This window comes from Sphingomonas sp. NFR04 (assembly GCF_900114095.1).
Classification (GTDB): domain Bacteria; phylum Pseudomonadota; class Alphaproteobacteria; order Sphingomonadales; family Sphingomonadaceae; genus Sphingomonas.
Genome location: NZ_FORV01000002.1, coordinates 690,486 through 709,012, shown reverse-complemented (window position 1 = coordinate 709,012; position 18,527 = coordinate 690,486). Strand labels below are relative to the sequence as shown.

14 protein-coding genes and 2 tRNA genes are annotated in these 18,527 nt (G+C 68.4%); 7 read left to right on the top strand and 9 right to left on the bottom strand.

The genetic code is table 11. The features are described 5' to 3' along the window. Nucleotides 1-155 precede the first annotated feature (155 nt). The 3 genes from BM009_RS09425 to BM009_RS09415 all read left to right on the top strand — a co-directional run bounded on the left by BM009_RS09425 (nucleotide 156) and on the right by BM009_RS09415 (nucleotide 2,729). Nucleotides 156-2,090: a potassium transporter Kup gene (locus BM009_RS09425; RefSeq protein WP_093295615.1), complete on the top strand. Its 1,935-nt coding sequence runs from the start codon at nucleotides 156-158 to the stop codon at nucleotides 2,088-2,090. Beyond that, nucleotides 2,087-2,611 (top strand): 2'-5' RNA ligase family protein, encoded by a 525-nt coding sequence (locus BM009_RS09420; protein ID WP_175487960.1) that lies wholly within the window; start codon nucleotides 2,087-2,089, stop codon nucleotides 2,609-2,611. Before BM009_RS09425 ends, BM009_RS09420 begins: the two co-directional genes overlap by 4 nt. Before the next feature lie 41 nt (nucleotides 2,612-2,652). After that, nucleotides 2,653-2,729, top strand: a tRNA-Met gene (locus tag BM009_RS09415). Between the two features lie 94 nt (nucleotides 2,730-2,823). Here BM009_RS09415 and BM009_RS09410 read toward each other — a convergent pair. From BM009_RS09410 to moaA, 5 genes are all read right to left on the bottom strand, one after another. Then, nucleotides 2,824-4,074: an arsenic transporter gene (locus tag BM009_RS09410; RefSeq protein ID WP_093295614.1), complete on the bottom strand. Its 1,251-nt coding sequence runs from the start codon at nucleotides 4,072-4,074 to the stop codon at nucleotides 2,824-2,826. After that, nucleotides 4,071-5,348 (bottom strand): MFS transporter, encoded by a 1,278-nt coding sequence (locus tag BM009_RS09405; RefSeq protein ID WP_093295612.1) that lies wholly within the window; start codon nucleotides 5,346-5,348, stop codon nucleotides 4,071-4,073. Before BM009_RS09405 ends, BM009_RS09410 begins: the two co-directional genes overlap by 4 nt. 192 nt (nucleotides 5,349-5,540) lie before the next feature. Continuing rightward, nucleotides 5,541-5,615 (bottom strand) — tRNA-Asn (locus tag BM009_RS09400). A gap of 84 nt (nucleotides 5,616-5,699) precedes the next feature. After that, nucleotides 5,700-6,476, bottom strand: coding sequence for an NAD kinase (locus BM009_RS09395; protein ID WP_093295611.1), 777 nt, complete (start codon nucleotides 6,474-6,476; stop codon nucleotides 5,700-5,702). Continuing rightward, entirely contained in the window at nucleotides 6,473-7,489 is a 1,017-nt protein-coding gene (gene moaA / locus BM009_RS09390; RefSeq protein ID WP_093295610.1) for a GTP 3',8-cyclase MoaA, read from the bottom strand. Before moaA ends, BM009_RS09395 begins: the two co-directional genes overlap by 4 nt. A gap of 81 nt (nucleotides 7,490-7,570) precedes the next feature. Here moaA and BM009_RS09385 point away from each other — a divergent pair, with 81 nt between their 5' ends. Then, nucleotides 7,571-9,556, top strand: a complete 1,986-nt coding sequence (locus tag BM009_RS09385) for a putative bifunctional diguanylate cyclase/phosphodiesterase (RefSeq protein ID WP_093295608.1) — start codon at nucleotides 7,571-7,573, stop codon at nucleotides 9,554-9,556. Nucleotides 9,557-9,571: 15 nt separating this feature from the next. Here the strand turns inward: BM009_RS09385 and BM009_RS09380 are convergent, their stop codons facing one another. After that, nucleotides 9,572-11,038 (bottom strand): methyl-accepting chemotaxis protein, encoded by a 1,467-nt coding sequence (locus tag BM009_RS09380; protein ID WP_093295870.1) that lies wholly within the window; start codon nucleotides 11,036-11,038, stop codon nucleotides 9,572-9,574. A 271-nt stretch (nucleotides 11,039-11,309) separates the two neighbouring features. On the opposite strand from BM009_RS09380, the gene BM009_RS09375 reads away from it, so the two are divergent. Next, nucleotides 11,310-11,714, top strand: a complete 405-nt coding sequence (locus tag BM009_RS09375; RefSeq protein WP_093295607.1) for a YybH family protein — start codon at nucleotides 11,310-11,312, stop codon at nucleotides 11,712-11,714. Between the two features lie 6 nt (nucleotides 11,715-11,720). Here the strand turns inward: BM009_RS09375 and mfd are convergent, their stop codons facing one another. Both mfd and BM009_RS09365 read right to left on the bottom strand, forming a co-directional pair. Beyond that, the gene (gene mfd, locus BM009_RS09370) at nucleotides 11,721-15,194 is read right to left on the bottom strand and encodes a transcription-repair coupling factor (RefSeq protein ID WP_093295605.1); all 3,474 of its coding nucleotides are present in this window, start codon (nucleotides 15,192-15,194) and stop codon (nucleotides 11,721-11,723) included. A 167-nt stretch (nucleotides 15,195-15,361) separates the two neighbouring features. Further along, complete coding sequence (locus tag BM009_RS09365; RefSeq protein ID WP_093295604.1) at nucleotides 15,362-15,628, bottom strand: FAD assembly factor SdhE; 267 nt, start codon at nucleotides 15,626-15,628, stop codon at nucleotides 15,362-15,364. Nucleotides 15,629-15,818: 190 nt separating this feature from the next. Between BM009_RS09365 and BM009_RS09360 the strand changes: the two genes are divergently transcribed. Together BM009_RS09360 and recG are read left to right on the top strand one after the other, a co-directional pair. Then, complete coding sequence (locus BM009_RS09360; protein WP_093295602.1) at nucleotides 15,819-16,061, top strand: hypothetical protein; 243 nt, start codon at nucleotides 15,819-15,821, stop codon at nucleotides 16,059-16,061. 71 nt (nucleotides 16,062-16,132) lie between these two features. Continuing rightward, nucleotides 16,133-18,196 carry an ATP-dependent DNA helicase RecG gene (gene recG / locus BM009_RS09355; RefSeq protein ID WP_093295601.1) on the top strand — a complete coding sequence of 688 codons (2,064 nt, stop codon included), beginning with the start codon at nucleotides 16,133-16,135 and terminating at the stop codon, nucleotides 18,194-18,196. Here recG and BM009_RS09350 read toward each other — a convergent pair whose 3' ends face one another. Beyond that, the gene (locus BM009_RS09350; RefSeq protein WP_175487959.1) at nucleotides 18,197-18,517 is read right to left on the bottom strand and encodes a PilZ domain-containing protein; all 321 of its coding nucleotides are present in this window, start codon (nucleotides 18,515-18,517) and stop codon (nucleotides 18,197-18,199) included. Between the last annotated feature and the right edge of the window lie 10 nt (nucleotides 18,518-18,527).

Genomic DNA, 18,527 nt, shown 5'->3' with positions numbered 1-18,527 from the left:
TGTTGGAACGGGCACGGCGCTGGTGCGTCTAGCCGCCCTGGACACGCTTGTTGATAGGGCATGTTGCACATGCTAACTGCCCGCATCCTGATGATGATGAGAACACAGGTCTCTATGGCCAGGTCGGTTCGCTACTCTCAGCGTCAGTCGCAGCGGTGAACACCGCCGCGACCGGAGACGCTGCCGCGCTCCTCCCCGATTCGGACCCGCATGTCGGTCATGGCCATCACGGCCAGGACCCGACGTGGAAACTCGCGCTCGGTGCCATCGGCATCGTGTTCGGCGACATCGGCACCAGCCCGCTCTACGCCTTCCGCGAGACCTTCGCGAACGAGCACCACGAGCTGCCGCTCGATACCCCGCACGTGCTGGGTGCGATCAGCCTGATGTTCTGGTCGATGATGGTCGTCGTGACGCTGAAATACGTCACCATCATCATGCGCGCGGACAACAAGGGCGAGGGCGGCAGCCTGGCGCTGCTCGCGCTGATCTCGGGACGCGGCGGCCAGCGCCGCTGGACCCAGGGGATCGTGCTGCTCGGGGTGTTCGCCACCGCGCTGTTCTACGGCGATTCGATGATCACGCCGGCGGTTTCGGTGCTGTCGGCGGTGGAAGGCCTTGCCGTCGCCGCGCCGGGCTTCCACCGGCTGGTGGTGCCGATCGCGGTCGTCATTCTCGTCATGCTGTTCTCGATCCAGCGGACCGGCACCGCGCGGGTAGGCGCGTTCTTCGGCCCGGTGATGATCTTCTACTTCCTCGTCATCGCGACGCTGGGCGTGATCAGCCTCATCCAGACGCCCTATGTGCTGCAGGCGCTGTCCCCGCACCATGCCGTCCACTTCTTCATGCTCGATCCGCTGCGTGCCTTCCTGGCACTCGGTTCGATCGTGCTGGCGGTGACCGGCGCGGAGGCGCTCTACGCCGATATGGGGCATTTCGGCCGCAATCCGATCCGCATCTCCTGGCTGTGGTTCGTGCTGCCGGCGCTGATGATCAACTATATGGGGCAGGGTGCCCTGCTGATCCGCGACGCGGAAGCGCTGCGCAGCCCCTTCTACCTGCTCGCCCCGGAAGCGTTGCGGCTGCCGCTGGTCTTCGTCGCCACTGCCGCCGCGATCATCGCGTCGCAGGCAGTGATCTCGGGCGCCTTCTCCGTGACCCAGCAGGCGATCCAGCTCGGATTCGTGCCGCGGCTGCGCATCGACCATACCAGCGCGGCGACCGCCGGGCAGATCTATATCCCGATCATCAACTGGGCGCTGATGATCATGGTGATCCTGCTGGTGCTCAGCTTCCAGACTTCGTCGAACCTCACCGCGGCGTATGGCATCGCCGTCACCGGCGCGATGCTGATCGACAATTGCCTGCTCGCCGTGGTGCTGTTCAACCTGTGGCACTGGAAGAAGCGCTATGCGATCCCGCTGCTCGCGATCTTCTTCACCGTCGACTTCGCCTATTTCGCGGCCAACCTCACCAAGGTGCCCGATGGCGGCTGGTTCCCGCTGATGGTGGGCTTCATCGTCTTCACCCTGCTCACCACCTGGGCCAAGGGCCGCAAGCTGATGATTGCCCGCCTGCGCGAGAGCGCGATGCCGATCCAGATCTTCATCGAGTCGGCCGCCAATGCCGCCACCCGCGTGCGTGGCACGGCGGTGTTCATGACCTCGACGCCCGATGGCGTGCCCCACGCGCTGCTGCACAACCTCAAGCACAACAAGGTGCTGCACGACCGTGTGATCCTGCTGACCGTCAAGATCAGCGACGTGCCCTATGTGCCGGAGGAGAAGCGCATGGTGGTGGAGGATCTCGGCAAGGGCTTCCACCGCATGATCCTCTACTATGGCTTCATGCAGGAGGCGGACGTGCCCGCGGCGCTCAAGTCGGTCGATGCCTGTGGGGCCGAGTTCAAGATGATGGAGACCAGCTTCTTCCTCGCCCGCCAGACCCTGCTGCCGTCGTCGCGGCCGGGGATGATGATCTGGCGCGAGAAGCTGTTCGCCTGGATGCTGCGCAACGCCGAAAGCGCGATGGAATTCTTCCGCCTGCCCACCAACCGGGTGGTCGAGCTGGGCAGCCAGGTGGAGATTTGAGCGGGGCTCCGGCCCCGCTGCCTGCGCCACTGATCGTCACGGCCTTGTTCGGCAGGCAGGACCAGGCCTGGTTCGATTCGCTGCGCCGGGCGCATTTTCCGCCCGAGCGGAACCAGCTCGATGCGCACCTCACGATGTTCCACCATCTCCCGACTTCCGTGGCGGAGGAACTCAAGCATCGCCTTGCCCAGGAGACCCGCGGCGTGCGCGCGCCGCGCGCCCGGGTGAGCGGGCTGATGTCGCTGGGGCAGGGGGTCGCCTATCGGATCGAGGCGCCTGAACTGGACATGATTCGGGGAGGGCTGCTGGAAGCCTTTGCCGGGATGCTCACGCCGCAGGATGCCGGCCGCTGGCGGCCGCACGTGACCGTGCAGAACAAGGTGCGCCCGGTGCTCGCCAAGGCGCTGCTGCGTGCGCTGGAGGCGGATTTCTCGCCGAAAACCGTGGAAATATCGGGGCTTGCCAGCTGGTGGTATCGCGGCGGCCCATGGGAATTACATTCTCGTCATATGTTCGCTTGACGGATCGTTCGCACCGACATAGATGGCCGCTCTCGCTTCGGGGCGGAGTAGCTCAGTTGGTTAGAGCAGCGGAATCATAATCCGCGTGTCGGGGGTTCAAGTCCCTCCTCCGCTACCATCCCCAAGCCCTTACAAAAGCAATAAATCTGCCGGGTTTGTTGGTTCGGTCCGGCGACGCGAATGCGCCAGTCGCGCCCCAAAAAGCCAACCGCTCAGCCGATTAGCAAGCGCGCGGCCAGCGCTGCAACCAGCGCGGGTATCATCGTCACCGCGCCCACCTTCAGGAACCGCCAGAAGCCGACATCCACGCCTTCGCGGCGGATCGCCTGCAGCCACAGGATCGTCGCCAGGCTGCCGGTGATCGACAGGTTGGGACCAAGGTCCACGCCGATCAGCAACGCGTCGACGATCAGCCGCGGCGGGTGCGCCTGCGCCACCGCCTCGCTGGCGATCAGGCCCGCAGGCAGGTTGTTCATCAGGTTCGAGGCGAAGGCGAGGATGGTCCCCGCGGCCGCAGCGCCCGAGGCTGGATCCTCGGCAGCGCTGCGCAGCGCCTGCGCGACGAGCGCGATCACGCCGGTCCGGTCCAGCGCTTCCACCAGCACGAACAGGCCGGCGACCAGCGGCAACACGCTCCACGACACCGCGCGCGCCAAGGCAATCGGGGAGCGCCGCGCCAGCCCGCAGACCAGCAGCGTCGTCGCCAGACCGGCAAGGCAGGTCGGCAGGCCCAGCGGCTGGTCCAGCGCCGACATTGCGAGCAGCAGCAGGGCCGTCGCGGCAATGCCCGCAAGTGCCGCCTTGCCGCCGCCCGAGAGGGGCGTACGCGCAATGTCGGTCGCGCAGGGGCCGTCCAGCCGCGCGCGCTCTGCCCAGCGCAGGGCCAGGAAGGTGACGGCGATGGCGGCGAGCGAGGGCAGGGCGAAGGAGCCGAACCATTGCCCCAGCGGCGGCATCTTGCCCCCGTACAGCACGAGATTGGCCGGGTTGGAGATCGGCAGCACGAAGCTCGCTGCGTTTGCGATCAGCGCGCAGGCGAACAGCATCGGCAACGGATCGGCCTTCGCCTTGCGCGCCGCGGCATAGACGGCGGGCGTCAGCACCACCGCCGTGGCATCGTTCGAGAGGAAGGCGGTAGTGACGATGCCGGTCGCATAGACCAGCCCGAACAGGCGCAGGGTCGATCCCCGGGCGCGGGCGGCGGCTGCCGCGGCGACCCAGTCGAACAGCCCCTGTTCGCGCGCGGTCTCGCTCAGCAGCATCATGCCGATCAGGAACAGATAGACGTCCGCTCCCTTGGCGACCGCACCCAACGCCGCGCCGGGCGGCATCAGCCCGAGAAGCAGCAGCAGCGCCGCCCCGGCGACGGCCCAGATCGCCTCCGGCCAGCGGAACGGGCGCGCGATCACCCCGGCCGTCGCGGCGGCGCAGATGCCCCACGTGGCGACCGTCGCCGGGATCATCGGTCCTGTCGGAGCCTGTCGCCGGCGCAGGCCGGGCGGAGGATCGCGGCGAAGCCGATCCACAGCGCCAGGCTCACCAGGGCGAAGCTGCCAAGGATGTAGAAGGCGGCGCGATAGCCGATCGCCTGGGCCAGCCAGCCGCCGATCGCCGGGCTCAGCGAGGCGCCGATGCCCTGCACCGTCATCACGGCGCCCTGGCCGACATTCACGCGGCCGGTGCCGTCCAGCATGCAGGCGACCAGCCCGGGGACGGCGACGCTCTGCAGGCCCGCGCCGATGCCGTCCAGCGCCTGGACGGGCCAGACGCCCCAATGCTCGATGAAGCTGCCCGCCAACAGGCCACGCAGCGGCAGCGCGGCGAACGAGATCAGCAGCACCAGCCAATAGCCGCGGCCCGCCGCCATCCGCATCGCGATCAGCGAGGCGAGGATCATCACCGCCTGCGCCACCACCACGGTGGTGGCGGTGAACAGCGCCGCGTCGCCCTTGCCTGCGCCGACCACGGCGAGCCCGTAGAGCGGCAGCATCGCCCCGTTGCCGAGATGGAAGCAGGCGAGCGCGGCGGCGAGGATCAGGAGCGGCTTGGTCTGGAACAGGGCCGCGAAGCCTTCCGCCTGGCTCTCGTGCGCCGCGTCGTCGTCTTCCCGCGCCTCGAGGCCGCGTGCGGCGGCATGGTCGATCGCGCGCTCCGGGATCATCAGCACGGAGAGAATCGCGAGCACGCCGAACACCGCGGCAAGGTAGAAGATCGCCGGCATGCCGAACTTCCAGCCGAGCCAGCCGGAAAGCCCTGCGCCGACCATGTTGCCGGCATGGTTCCACGCCTGGTTGCGGCCGTTCTGCGCGTTGAAGCCGGCCTGGCGCGCGACGCCGAGGGTCATGCCCGCCACTGCCGGGCCGATCGCCGCACCGGCGATGGCGGTGGCGACCTGGCTCACCGTAACCACCCAGCCGGCTTGCGAGAGCAGGATCAGGAACGAGGCGAGCACCGTGCAGATGCCGGTGACGATCACCACCAGCCGCTTCTTCTCGGTATGATCGATAAAGGCGCCGGCCGGGGCCGTCATCGCCATGCCGGCGATCCCGCCCGCCGTCATTACCGAGCCGATCGGCCCGGCGGTCCAGCCGCGCTGTTGGAGGAAGACGCCGAGGAACGGGCCGATTCCCGCCTGCATGTCTGCCATGAAGAAGTTGAGGGCCTGGAGCGCGCGCGTCGCACGCTTGCTGTCGCCGTCCCGCCGCGCGGTAGGGCCTGGTGCCGCTGCAGTCGCCATCCGCGCATCCTTCAAGATCGTGCGGGGGAAACCGAGCAAACGTTTGAAATATCCCCGACGCGCATGATTTAGGTTAGCACGGCTCGCTTTCGACGTCGGGCGCAAGGTGCCGGACCCGAAGGGCGTGACGGTGCATCATGTCGCGGGATGGGGATGTGGGGACCGGTCGTAACCGGCCCCGACAACAGCAGATGGCTCCCCGAGTAGGATTCGAACCTACGACCATTCGATTAACAGTCGAATGCTCTACCGCTGAGCTATCGGGGACCACTCTGGTCAACCCCTCGGCGGTGGGTCACCGCGTCGGGAGGCGCGCCTTTAGCACCGGGTTTTCGAAAGGCGCAAGGGGTTTTATGCAATAAATTGTTCCATCGTTATTCGATCGTCGAGCGCGTGCTCCGGATCGAACAGCAACGTGAGGTCGCGCATGCGGTCGATCTCGACATGGACGCTGCAAACTTCCCGAATCTCGCGCTGATCGGCCACGGCGCTCACCGGGCGCTTGTCCGCCTCCAGCACGCGGATATCGATCCGGGTCTTCTCCGGCAGGATCGCGCCGCGCCAGCGGCGGGGGCGGAAGGGGCTGATCGGGGTGAGCGCGAGCAGCGCCGAGCCCAGCGGGAGGATCGGGCCTTGGGCGGAAAAATTGTAGGCAGTCGAACCTGCAGGCGTGGCGACCAGGATACCGTCGCACACCAGCTCGGGGATCACGATTCGGCCGTTGATCGTCACTTCGAGCTTGGCGGTCTGGCGCGTCTCGCGGAGCAGCGAGGCTTCGTTGATCGCAGGGAGCACGCAGGTTTCGCCCTCCACCGTCGTCGCGGTCATCGCCAGCGGGGCGACGCGGAAGGGGCGGGCGCGCTCCAGCCGCTCGGTGAGCCCGTTCAGGCCCCAGTCGTTCATCAGGAAGCCGACGGTGCCGAGATTCATCCCGAACACGGGCATCAGCCGCCGACGCTCCAGCATCGCATGGAGCGTCTGGAGCATGAACCCGTCGCCGCCAAGGGCTACGACCTCCTCAGCCTCCTCGATCGGCACCCAGTCATAGGTCTGGCGCAATTCCTCCGCCGCGGTCTGGGCCGGGGCGGTGGGCGAGGCGAGCAATGCGCGCGGCTTCCCCACGCTCATCCGCCGGTGACGCTCATGTGGCGCGAAACCGCAGGCGCGGCGCCTGCCTCGATGCGGAAGTCATGGCGTTCGGGCTTGGCGGCGAGCGCACGATCGATCGCCGCATCCACCGCTTCCAGCCCACCGTCGCGAATCGCAGCCTTCAGGTCCACCGAATCCTCATGCCCAAGGCACATGTGCAGCCGCCCGTCGGTCGAAAGCCGAACGCGGTTGCAGCTTGCGCAGAAATTGTTGGTGAGCGGCGAGATCAGCCCCAGCCGGCTGTCCGTACCCTCCACGCGCCAATAGCGCGCCGGGCCGCCGCTGTCGTACGAATCGGCGACCAGGTCGAACGCGCCCTTCAGCCGCGTCAGCACCTCGGGCAGCGGCAGGAAGCGATCGGCGCGGTCCTCGTCGATCACGCCCATCGGCATCGTCTCGATCAGCGACAGGTCCATGCCGTTCGCCGCGGCCCAGGCGAGCATCGGCGCGATCTCGTCCTCGTTGAGCCCGCGCAGCGCCACCATGTTGATCTTCACCCGCAGCCCGGCGTCTCGCGCCGCGGCGATGCCGTCCAGCACCTGCGCGACGTCGCCATGGCGGGTGATGTAGCGGAAGGTCTCGGGATCGCGGCTGTCCATGCTGACATTGAGGCGGCGGACGCCCGCGGCGGCGAGCTGGCCGGCATATTGCGCCAGCCGCGTCGCGTTGGTGGTGAGGGTGAGCTCCTTCAGCCCGTCGCCGATCCGGGCGCCGAGCTGCTCGACCAGCGTCATCATGTTGCGGCGGACGAGCGGCTCGCCGCCGGTCAGCCGGATCTTGGTGACGCCGCGATCGACGAAGCGGCCGGCGATCGCCGCCAGTTCTTCCAGGCTGAGCACTGCTTCGCGCGGCAGGAAGGTCATGTGCTCCGCCATGCAGTATCGGCAGCGCAGATCGCAGCGATCGGTGACGGAAATACGCAGATAGCGGATCGCGCGGTTGTGGCGATCGACCAGCGTAGGCGGCGTCGCAAGGGCGGGGGCGCTGGCCATAGACGGTGGAGGTAAGGCGTTGAACCGCCCTGCACAAGGCTTGGATGGCGGACCGCGCAGCGAGCCGCTATCGAGGGTGCCATGGAAGAAGGGTTCACGATCGTCCAGGGCACTGCGCCTGCCCCCGAGGTGCCGGTATTCGTGCTCTCGTTCCGCCAGCGCGACGAAGTCGCCGCCGCCGCCGCGGGCGGGGGCTGGCGGGTGGTGGCGGCGCGGCGCAGCGAGGGGCTGGAGACGCGCTTCCTGGCCAGCGGCGCCTCGATCGCGGTGATCGATGCGCGCGGGGCAATGACCGAGGGGCTCGATGCCGCCCGGCTGCTCGGCCCGACGATCAAGGCCTATGGCGCGGCGCTGCTGATCCTCGTCTCGCAGAGCGACACCGTGCATATGGGCCGCTTCTACGATGCGGGCGCGACGCATTTCCTCGGCAGCCCGATGTCCTCCGCGGCGATCGCCCATGCGATCCGATTCGCCGAACGCTATGTCGAGCGGCTGTCGGGCTGGGCGGGGCAGGGGACGAGCAATGCCAATCCGCTCGGCTGGCGATTCGACCCGGTCGCGGGCTCGATCGAGTTGACGCCCGCGCTCGCCCAATTGCTCGACCTGCCCGAGGCGCCGGGGCCGCGCGCGCTGTTCGGGCGGCTGGCGCTATCCGACCGTCGGCTCGCCTGGGCGGCGCTGCGGCGACTGCGCGAGGCAGGCTCGACCGCCTTCGCCCACGACCTGCCCGGCAAGGGCCGGGTGGTGCAGCATCTGCAGTACGACGCGGAGACCGGCCAGATCGACGCGCTGGTCGAGCCGCTCGGGATGACCCCCGACGCCGGCGCGGCGGTGCGCGACGTGCTGACCGGCGCGCGCGATGCGCCGAGCGCCCGTCGCTGGATCGATCGGGCGATGGAGAAGGGGCAGCGGGTCGGTCTGGTGCTGGTGGGCCTCACCCGTTTCGACACGATCAATACCGCCTATGGCCGCCCGGCCGGGGACGAGTTGCTGCGCAGCGTGTCGCGGCGGGTGGCCGAGGCGGCGCGCGAGACGCTGGGAACCGACGTGGTCGTGGCGCGGATCGGCGGATCGGATTTCCTCGCCGCGGCGGTGGACCCTGGCACGCCGGCGCTTCGCACCGCGGCGCGCAAGATCGAGGAAGCACTGGCGCGGCCATTCGTCGCGGCCGGCGAGCTCGTCCATCTCGGCGCCAAGGTGGTGTTGACCGAGAGCGTCGCCGGCGACGGCGCGGCGAGCCTGTTGCGGCGGGCCAGCGAGACGCTGCTCGGCGAAGGCACTGCCCGGCCGGGCAGCGGTCCGTCCATCGAATCCCTGATCGGGGACTTGCGGCGCGGAATCGAGCGCGGCGAGATCGGCGTGCTGTTCCAGCCCCAGGTCGAGGTAGCGACGGGGCAGATCATGGGCGTGGAGGCACTGGCGCGGTGGCAGCACCCCCAGCATGGCGAGATCGGGGCCGAGCCCCTGTTCGCCGCTGCCGATCGCGCGGGACTGGTGGGGGTGCTGAGCGAGCATGTCCAGCGTCGGGCGCTGACCATCGCCGCGCACTGGCCGCGCTCGCTGAGCAGCCTCCGGCTGTCGATCAACGTCACGGCGGGCGATGTCGGGCGGCCGGGCTTCGGCGAGAGCCTGCTGCGCTGGGTGGATGCCACCGGCTTCCCCCGCCAGCGGCTGACGCTGGAGATCACCGAAAGCGGGATCATGGCGGATCTGAGCGAGGCGGCGGCGCTGCTTTCCGGCCTGCGCACGGCGGGGTGCCGCGTCGCGATCGACGATTTCGGCACCGGCTATTCGAGCCTCGCCTATCTGAAGGCGCTGCCGCTCGACTATCTCAAGATCGACAAGAAGCTGTCCAACGAGATCACCGGATCGCCGCGCGACCGGATCGTGGTGCGTGGCGTGATCGACATGGCCCGCTCGCTGGGACTGTCCGTGGTGGCGGAAGGTGTGGAGACCGAGGCGGCGCTGGACCTGCTCGCCAAGGAGGGCTGCCAATATTTCCAGGGCTTCCTGTGCTCGCCGCCGATCGACGTGCCGGCGCTGGCCGCGCTGGTGCGCGACTGGTGAGCGGGGGCGCCCCGATCAGAGATCGGGGCGCGTGAGCGCGGGGATCGCGGCGGCCGGCAGCGGACGATAGCCGCCGAATCGCGAGCCCGCCTTTTCGGTGCGGAACTGCGAAGCGAGATTGGCGAGGTCGCTCACCTCGTTGGCGAGGTTCTGCGCGGCGGCGGAGGTCTGTTCGACCATCGCCGCGTTCTGCTGAGTCGCGCGGTCCATCGCGCCCACCGCGTTGGAGATCTCGCTGATCGCGGTGGACTGGGCACCGTTGTCGGCGGCCATGCTGCCGAGCAGGTCGTGGACCTGTCCGACGTCGCCCGAGATATTGGCCAGCGCACCGTCCACCTTCTGCACCGCGTCTACCGCGGTGACGATCTCGGCCTGGGTCATGGTGAGCTGTTCGCGGGCGCGGCCCGCTTCTTCCTCGGCGCGCATCGCGAGCGCGGAGACGAGATCGGCGACGACCGCGAAACCGCGGCCCGCTTCGCCCGCCCGGCCCGCCTCGACGGCCGCGTTCATCGCAAGCACGCGCGTCTGGAAGGCGATCTTGTCGAGGCCCTCGATCACACTGTCGGTGCCCTTGGCGGCTTCGGACACGCGGCCCATCGCCTGCGAGGCTTCGTCGGCGATCGAGCGGCCCTGGCCGACCGTGGTGAGCGCCTGGTCGGCGCGCGCGACCGTGTGGCGCGCTGCCTCGGCGGTCGAGCGGAAGCGCGCGTCCATCTGCGAGACGGCGGCGGTGGTCTCCTCCAGGCTCGCGGCATTGCCCTGGGTGCGGCGCGAGAGATCCTCGGCCGCCTGCGAAATCTCGTTGATGCCCGAGCGGATCCGCATCGTGCCGTCGCTGACCGAAGCGATCATCTCGCGGATGCGGTTCAGCGTCTTGTTGTAGCTCTTCTCGAGCGCGGCGAAGCTGGAGGGGAGCCCGCTCAGCTCGTTGGTGAGGTCGCCTTCCGCCAGCGCGGTAAGTGCGTTCTCGAAGGCGGTGACCGCAGCTTCGCGCTCGGCCTGGGCTTCCTCGAAATAGATCGACAGCGACACTTCCATGTCGAGCAGCGCGGCCTTGACCAGCGCGATCGTCGCCTTTTCGGTGCTGGGCCCGCGGAACAGGCGCAGCAGGCGCTTCAGCGGGCTGTTGAAGCGGTGCACGCCGGCGATCAGGCCCTGCAGCACGATCGCATAGCTGCCGACATACCAGCGCGGCTCCAGCCCGATGCGCGCATGGGTGGCGCCGATGCGGCGGGCGCTGGCGTGATAGTCGGCGTTGAACTCGCCGGCGGCGATCCGGGCCCAATGCTTCTGCTGTGCGGCCTTGGCAACGCCCATATGCGCCTGATCGCGGAAGAACCGCGACGTCTCCGGCGTGGCCGCCGCGCGCTCGTAGAAACGGTCGAGCGCATCGCCCAGCGTCGCCTCGACCCATGGCTGGGTGGCGCGCAGCGTGTTGCGCTGGGCCTCGTCCATTTCCATGAAGCTGAGCCGCGACTTCATCTGCTCGGGCACGGGGCGCATCCTTTCCTGACCTGCCAATGCGGCTGCCGGACATGCGGCAAGCCAATCTTGAGCATCATAGTATGGCCCAAGGGACAGGTGGTGCGGCTAAGTAGAATACCGGTGCGCAGTGTGTAACAACCTAGACGGCGAACGCCATTTTGCCGATCCTGCGATGGGCGCACCTGATCCGCAAAGGATGTCGCCGCGCAGGCGCTGACGATGTGCGGCAATGATAATTACAGGTTCGCAAGTGTGAAAGGATGCTCGGATGCTGCTGGCACTTCTGTTGATCGGCCTGGACCCGGAATCGCGTGCAGTGGATATGGCAATGGCACGCAGCGTCGCCGGCTGGAACGCGGGCGATATCGATCGCTTCCTGGAACTCTATTCGGACGATCCGACGACCAGCTTCGTCGCCGACGAGGGACTCGTGCGCGGCAAGGCGGCGATGAAGGTCCGCTATCAGGCCAAATACGACTTCGCCGATCCGGCCAAGCGCGGCACGCTGACGATCGAGCGGCTCGACTATCGCCCGCTCGGGCGCGACTATGCCCTGTACATCGGTCGCTACACGCTACGCTATCCGGATGGGCACAGCGCTTCCGGCCCCACCAGCGTCGTGCTGCATCACGAAGCCGGCGGGTGGAAGATCGTCGCCGATCACAGCAGCTGAGCGGGATCAGCCCGCGGCGCGTGCCAGCCCGCGCGAGAGCTGGAGCGCGCCGTGCAGCCGTGCCGCCGGGTTTGCCCAGGCGCGGTTGATCACCAGCTTCATGTCCGGGCGCAGCCGTGCCGTCTCGCCCAGCTTCTCGACATAGGCGATCAGGCCGGCGGGGTTGGGGAAATGGTCGTTGTGGAACGACACCAGTGCGCCCTTGGGTCCGAGATCGAGCTTGGCGATGCACGCCTTCTTGGCGTTGAGCTTGGTCTCGATAAGGCGCAGCAGATTGTCGGTCGGCTCGGGCAGCTTGCCGAAGCGATCGATCAGCTCGGCGGCGAAGCTCTCGATGCCGTCGGTATCCTCGATCTCGTTGAGGCGGCGGTAGAGGCCCATGCGCAGGTCGAGATCGGGGACATAGTCCTCGGGGATCATGATCGGCGCATCGACGGTGATCTGCGGCGACAGGTCCTTGGGGCGGTTGTCGTCGCGGATGCCGCCAGCCTTGGCGTCCATGATCGCCTCTTCCAGCATCGACTGGTAGAGCTCGTAGCCGACTTCCTTGATATGCCCCGACTGCTCATCGCCGAGCAGGTTGCCCGCGCCGCGAATGTCGAGATCATGGCTGGCGAGCTGGAAGCCCGCGCCCAGGCTTTCCAGGTCGGACAGCACCTTGAGCCGCTTTTCCGCGGCCTCGGTCATCTGCCGCTGGGGCGGGGTGGTCATATAGGCATAGGCGCGCGTCTTCGCCCGGCCGACACGGCCGCGCAGCTGGTAGAGCTGGGCGAGGCCGAACTTGTCCGCGCGGTTGATGATCAGCGTGTTGGCACTCGGGATGTCGAGCCCGCTCTCGACGATGGTGGTCGAGACCAGCACCTCGAACTTGCGGTCGTAGAAGGCGGAGATCCGCTCCTCCACTTCGGTCGGCGACATCTGGCCGTGCGCGACGACATAGCGGACCTCGGGCACCTCGTTGCGGAGGAATTCCTCGATCTCGGGCAGGTCGGCGATGCGCGGGGTGACGAAATAGCTCTGCCCGCCGCGATAATGTTCGCGGAGCAGCGCCTCGCGCAGCACCACGGGGTCCCAGGGCATCACATAGGTACGCACCGCGAGGCGATCGACCGGCGGGGTCTGGATCACCGACAGTTCGCGCAGCCCGCTCATCGCCATCTGCAGCGTGCGCGGGATCGGGGTGGCGGTGAGGGTGAGGACATGGACGTCGGTCTTGAGCGCCTTGAGCCGTTCCTTGTGGGTGACGCCGAAGCGCTGCTCCTCGTCGACGATGACGAGGCCGAGCCGCTTGAAGTCGATATTCTTCGCCAGCACCGCATGGGTGCCGACGACGATGTCGATCGTGCCCGCGGCAAGCCCGTCCTTCACCTTCTTGGTCTCGCCCGCGGTGACCAGACGCGAGAGGCGCCCGATCTCCAGCGGGAAGCCTTCGAAGCGCGTCTTGAAGTTGTTGTAATGCTGGCGGGCGAGCAACGTGGTGGGGCAGACCACCGCTACCTGCATGCCGGCCATCGCCGCGACGAAGGCGGCGCGCAGCGCGACCTCGGTCTTGCCGAAGCCGACATCGCCGACGACGAGCCGGTCCATCGGCCGCCCGGCGGCCAGGTCGCCCAGCACGTCGCCGATCGCGCGATCCTGGTCGTCGGTCTCCTCGAAGGGGAAGCGGTCGACAAAGGCGGGGTAGCCGCCATGATCGGGCTCGGCGATCTCGGCGCCGCGGGTGGCGCGCAGGGCCGCGGTGGCGATCAGCTCGCCCGCGATCTCGCGGATCCGCTCCTTCATCCGCGCCTTGCGGCGCTGCCAGGCCTCGCCGCCCAGCCGGTCGAGCGCAGCGCCTTCCTCGCCCGAGCCGTAGCGGCTCAGTACTTCGAGATTCTCGACGGGCACGTAGAGCTTGTCGCCGCCGGCATATTCGAGCGCGACGCAATCGTGCGGCGCCTTCTGCACCGGGATCTGGGTCAGCCCCTCATAGCGGCCGATGCCGTGGTCGAGATGGACGACGAGATCGCCGGGGGACAGCGTCGCCAGTTCCTGGAGGAAGGCGTCGGTATTCTTGCGGCGCTTGGCGCGGCGGACGAGGCGGTCGCCGAGCATGTCCTGCTCGGTGAGCACCGCCACGTCGGGCGTGGTGAAGCCATGGTCGAGCGGCAGCACCAGCAGCGCGACCTGCAGCCCGCTGCCGTTCGGGTTGGCGACGCCGAGCGCCGGCTGCCAGCCATCGACCGGTACCGCGCCGGTGAGGCCGTGATCCTCCAGCAGCCCCTTCAGCCGCTCGCGCGCGCCGACCGAGTAGCTGGCGAGCACGGGCTTCTTGCCCTGGCTGCGGAGCGCCTTGAGGTGCGCGACCACCGCCTCATAGACGTTGCTGGCCGCCGCGCGCTCGGGCGCAAAGTCGCGCGGGCCGTCGACGCCGAACTCGACGACGCTAGCGGATTCGGGCTCGTGGAAAGACGTCGCCACGTGCATCGGCTGCGCATCGACCTGCGCCTGCCATTCCTTGGCGAGCAGATAGAGGTCGCCGGCCTTGAGCGGGCGATAGCTGCCCGGATCGGCCGACTGCGCCCGGATGCGGTTTTCCTGATAGTCCTTGATCGCCTCGAAGCGCTGCTCGGCGGCAGCCGGCGTGCCGCTGTCGCGGACGATCACGCTATGATCGGGCAGATGGTCGAACAGCGTCTCCAGCCGCTCCTCGAACAGCGGCAGCCAATGCTCCATGCCCGCAAGGCGGCGGCCCTCGCTGATCGCCTGGTAGAGCGGGTCGCCGGTCGCGGTGGCACCGAAGCGATCGCGATAGCCGCTGCGGAACCGCTTGATGCTCTCCTCGTCGAGCAGCGCCTCGCTGGCGGGCAGCAGGGTGAAGCCGTCAACGCGGCCGGTGGTGCGCTGGTCCTGCGGATCGAAGGTGCGGACGCTTTCGATCTCGTCGCCGAAGAAATCGAGCCGCAGCGCCTGCTGGGCGCCGCTGGGGAACAGGTCGACCAGGCCGCCGCGCACGGCGAACTCGCCATGATCGTTTACCGTTTCGACGCGGACATAGCCGTTCGCCTGGAGCAGCGAGGCGAGCTTATCGAGCCCGATCCGCTCGCCGGGGGCGAGTCGCGCGACCAGCTGGCGGATGCGGAACGGGGTGAGCGTACGCTGGGTCGCGGCATTGACCGTGGTGACGAGGAGACGGGGCTTCTCGCTCTTGCCCTGGAGCGCGTGGAGGGTGGCCAGCCGCTCGGCCATCACCCGCAGCGTCGGGCTGGCGCGGTCATAGGGCAGGCAGTCCCAGGCCGGGTAGGAGAGGACCTCCAGTTCCGGCGCGAAGAAGGTCGCGGTGCTGGCCACCGCGCGCATGCCCGCCTCGTCGGCGGCGACGAACACCGCCATCCGGCTGGCGCGGGCGACATCGGCGAGCATCCAGGGGAGGAAGCCGCTCGGCACGCCGGCGAGCGTCAGCGGATGCTTGGCGGAAAGGATCGTCTTCAGGTCGGGCATGGGGTCTCGCGTCGATAAGCGGTTCGGCCATCCTCACCCTCCCCACCGCCTCCGGCGGCGGGTCCCCTCCCTCTCCCTTTGGGAGAGGGGACTAAATCCCTCTCCCTTTGGGAGAGGGAGGGAGGCGCGAAGCGCCGGAAGGGTGAGGGTGAACCGTCAGGTCAATTTCACTCGGAAATAGGCACGTAGTTCAGCGTCTTCAGCGCATCCAGAATCGTGCCCCGGTAGCGCTCCGGGGCGGTGTCGGTTCCCATCGCCCAGGCCATGATGTCGACATCCTGCTCTTCGAGCAGCGTCTCGAACAGCGTGATTTCGTCGTCGCTCCAGCGCTCGCCATGCTGGTCGAAGAAGCCGCCGATCAGCAGGTCGGCTTCCTTCGTGCCGCGGTGCCAGCTGCGGAAGCGGAGGCGCTTGAGGCGGGTTTCTCGATCCATGACGGGCTTTCCCAACGGCAGGCGGACGGCTGCACGCCAGGGCGCGGCCGACACGGGGTTGATCTCGAGCCCGGCAGATAGGGATGCCGCCGCCGAAAGGCCAGCGTGGTCTTCCGGGTAGAGACGTGGAAGGCTTGTTAACCGACGCGGGCTAGGGTGGGCGTCTCTTTGGGGTAAAGGCTAGGGTAGGATGAGCGACACTTTGACCAACAAGCTGCGTTTCGTGATGCTGAAGGCGATCAATGGCGAGCCGATGATCGTCAACATCGCGGCGGTACGCACGGTCACCACGATCAACATGGCGGGCGAGGATGTCGGCGTCATCTCGTTCGGCAAGGATCATGAAGTCGTGATCGGTTCCTCGGTGCCGGAAGTCGTGAAGGCGATCGAGGCCGCGCTCGCCAGCCACAGCCCGATCTTCCTCAACGCCTGAACCACGGCAAGGGCGCTGCGACCGGTGCAGCGCCATTTGTCAGCCGCCCCGCCGCACGATAGGGCGGGGCGATGCGTCCCGAGCTTCTCAACCCGCTGTTCGCCGAAGTCACTGCGCTGAAGGGCATCGGCCCGGCGCTGGCCAAGCCGATGGAAAAGCTGGGGCTGGCGCGGGTGGTCGATATCGCCTTCCACCTGCCGACCGGATTCGTCGATCGAATCCCGCGCGACGAACTCGACATGGCCGATTCGGGCAAGGTGATCGCGATCACGCTCACGCCCGTGCAGTATCGCTTCGGCGGCGGAGCGCGCTCGCCGGCGCGGGTGCAGGCGGTCGACGCCAAGGGCAACCACGTCTCCCTCGTCTATTTCGGCGGCAGCTCGGGCTGGGCCAAGAAGCTGCTGCCGCTCAATGAGCCGCGCTGGGTCTCGGGCAAGCTCGAACATTATGGCCAGGAGCTGCAGATGGTCCATCCGGACCATGTCCTGCCGCTCGACCAGGTGGAGAGCGTTGGCGGGCGCGAGGCGATCTATCCCTGTTCGGAAGGCATCACCTCCAAGCGCATCGCGGCGCTGGCCGCGCAGGCGATCGAGCGTGCGCCCGAACTCCCCGAATGGATCGAGCCGAGCCTAAAGGCGCAGAAAGGCTGGCCCGACTGGCGCGAGGCGATCGCGCGTATCCATGCCGATCCGGCCGATGCCAAGGCGCGGGAACGGCTCGCCTATGACGAGGTGTTCGCCAACCAGCTCGCGCTGCTGCTGGTGCGCGGCGAGGCGCGGGCGAAGCGCGGGCGTCCGCTGGCCGGCGACGGGCGCCTGCGCGACAAGCTGAAGCTGCCCTATGCCCCCACCGGCGCGCAGAGCCGCACCATCGCCGAGATCGAAGGCGACATGGCGCAGACCCAGCCGATGTTGCGGATGCTGCAGGGCGATGTCGGCTCGGGCAAGACGCTGGTCGCGACGATGGCGCTGCTGATCGCGGCGGAGGCCGGCGCACAGGGCGCGCTGCTCGCGCCAACCGAAATCCTCGCGCGGCAGCATTACGAGACGCTCAGCCGCACGCTCGGGCCGATCGGCGTCAACGTCGCCATCCTCACCGGTCGCGACAAGGGCAAGGCGCGCGAGGCGACACTGATGGGGCTCGCCGCCGGCGAGATCGACATCCTGATCGGCACCCATGCGATCTTCCAGGAGGGCGTGACCTATCGCGATCTCGGGCTGGTAGTGGTCGACGAGCAGCATCGCTTTGGCGTCGCGCAGCGGATGATGCTGCAGGCGAAAGCGGAACGCCCGCCGCATCTGCTGGTGATGACCGCGACGCCGATCCCTCGGACGCTGACGCTCGCCCAATATGGTGAGATGGACGTCAGCCGGCTCGACGAGATGCCGCCGGGCCGCCAGCCGATCGAAACGAGCGTGATCTCGGAAGAGCGGCTGGGTGAAGTCGTCGGCGGGCTGGGGCGGCACCTCGCGGGGGGCGGGCAGGCCTATTGGGTGTGCCCGCTGGTCGAGGAGAGCGAGAAGAGCGACCTGGCGGCCGCCGAGGCGCGTGCGGCCGAGCTGCAGGCGCATTTCGGCGACAAGGTCGGGCTGATCCATGGCCGGATGAAGGGGCCGGAGAAGGACGCGGTGATGGCGCGCTTCTCGGCGGGCGAGCTCGGCGTGCTGGTCGCCACCACGGTGATCGAGGTCGGCGTCGATGTGCCCAACGCCACGCTGATCGTGATCGAGCATGCCGATCGCTTCGGCCTCGCCCAGCTGCACCAGCTGCGCGGCCGCGTCGGGCGGGGCGGGGGGCGTTCGGTGTGCGTGCTGCTGCGCGGCAACCATCTGAGCGAGACTGCGCGGGCGCGGCTGGCGCTGATGCGCGAGAGCAATGACGGCTTCCGCATCGCCGAGGAGGATCTGCGGCTGCGCGGCGCGGGCGAGCTGCTCGGCACGCGGCAATCGGGCGACATGCAGTTCCGGCTGGCCGAGCCGGACATGCTCGGCGCATTGCTGCCCGCGGCCAATGGCGACGCGCGGCTGCTGGTCGACCGCGACGGCGGGCTGAAGGGCGAGCGGGGGCAGGCGGCGCGGGTGGCGCTCTACCTGTTCGAGCGCGATGCGGCAGTCGGGTTGCTGCGCGCCGGCTGATCAGCGGGTGCGCAGCGCCGCGACGAGGGGCACATAGTCGGCGGAGGCGATCGGCTGGAGGAACTGGCAGCCGACCCGCCCGCCCAATGCCCAGCGGACCTCCGCGCCGATTTCGCCGACGACGGGCAGCTGGATGCGGAGCAGATCGCCGGCTTCGAACGGCGCCTCGCAGCGCGCCATCAGCCCCTGCGGCGAGACGTTGACGATCAGGAAGGCGACGGGACGCGCGTCCGGGCCCACCGCACGGGTGCGGTGTTCGACTTCGTCGCGATGCACCAGACGATCGTCGGCGCTCGCCAGCTTGGCACCCGTTACGCTCACACGCCCCTCT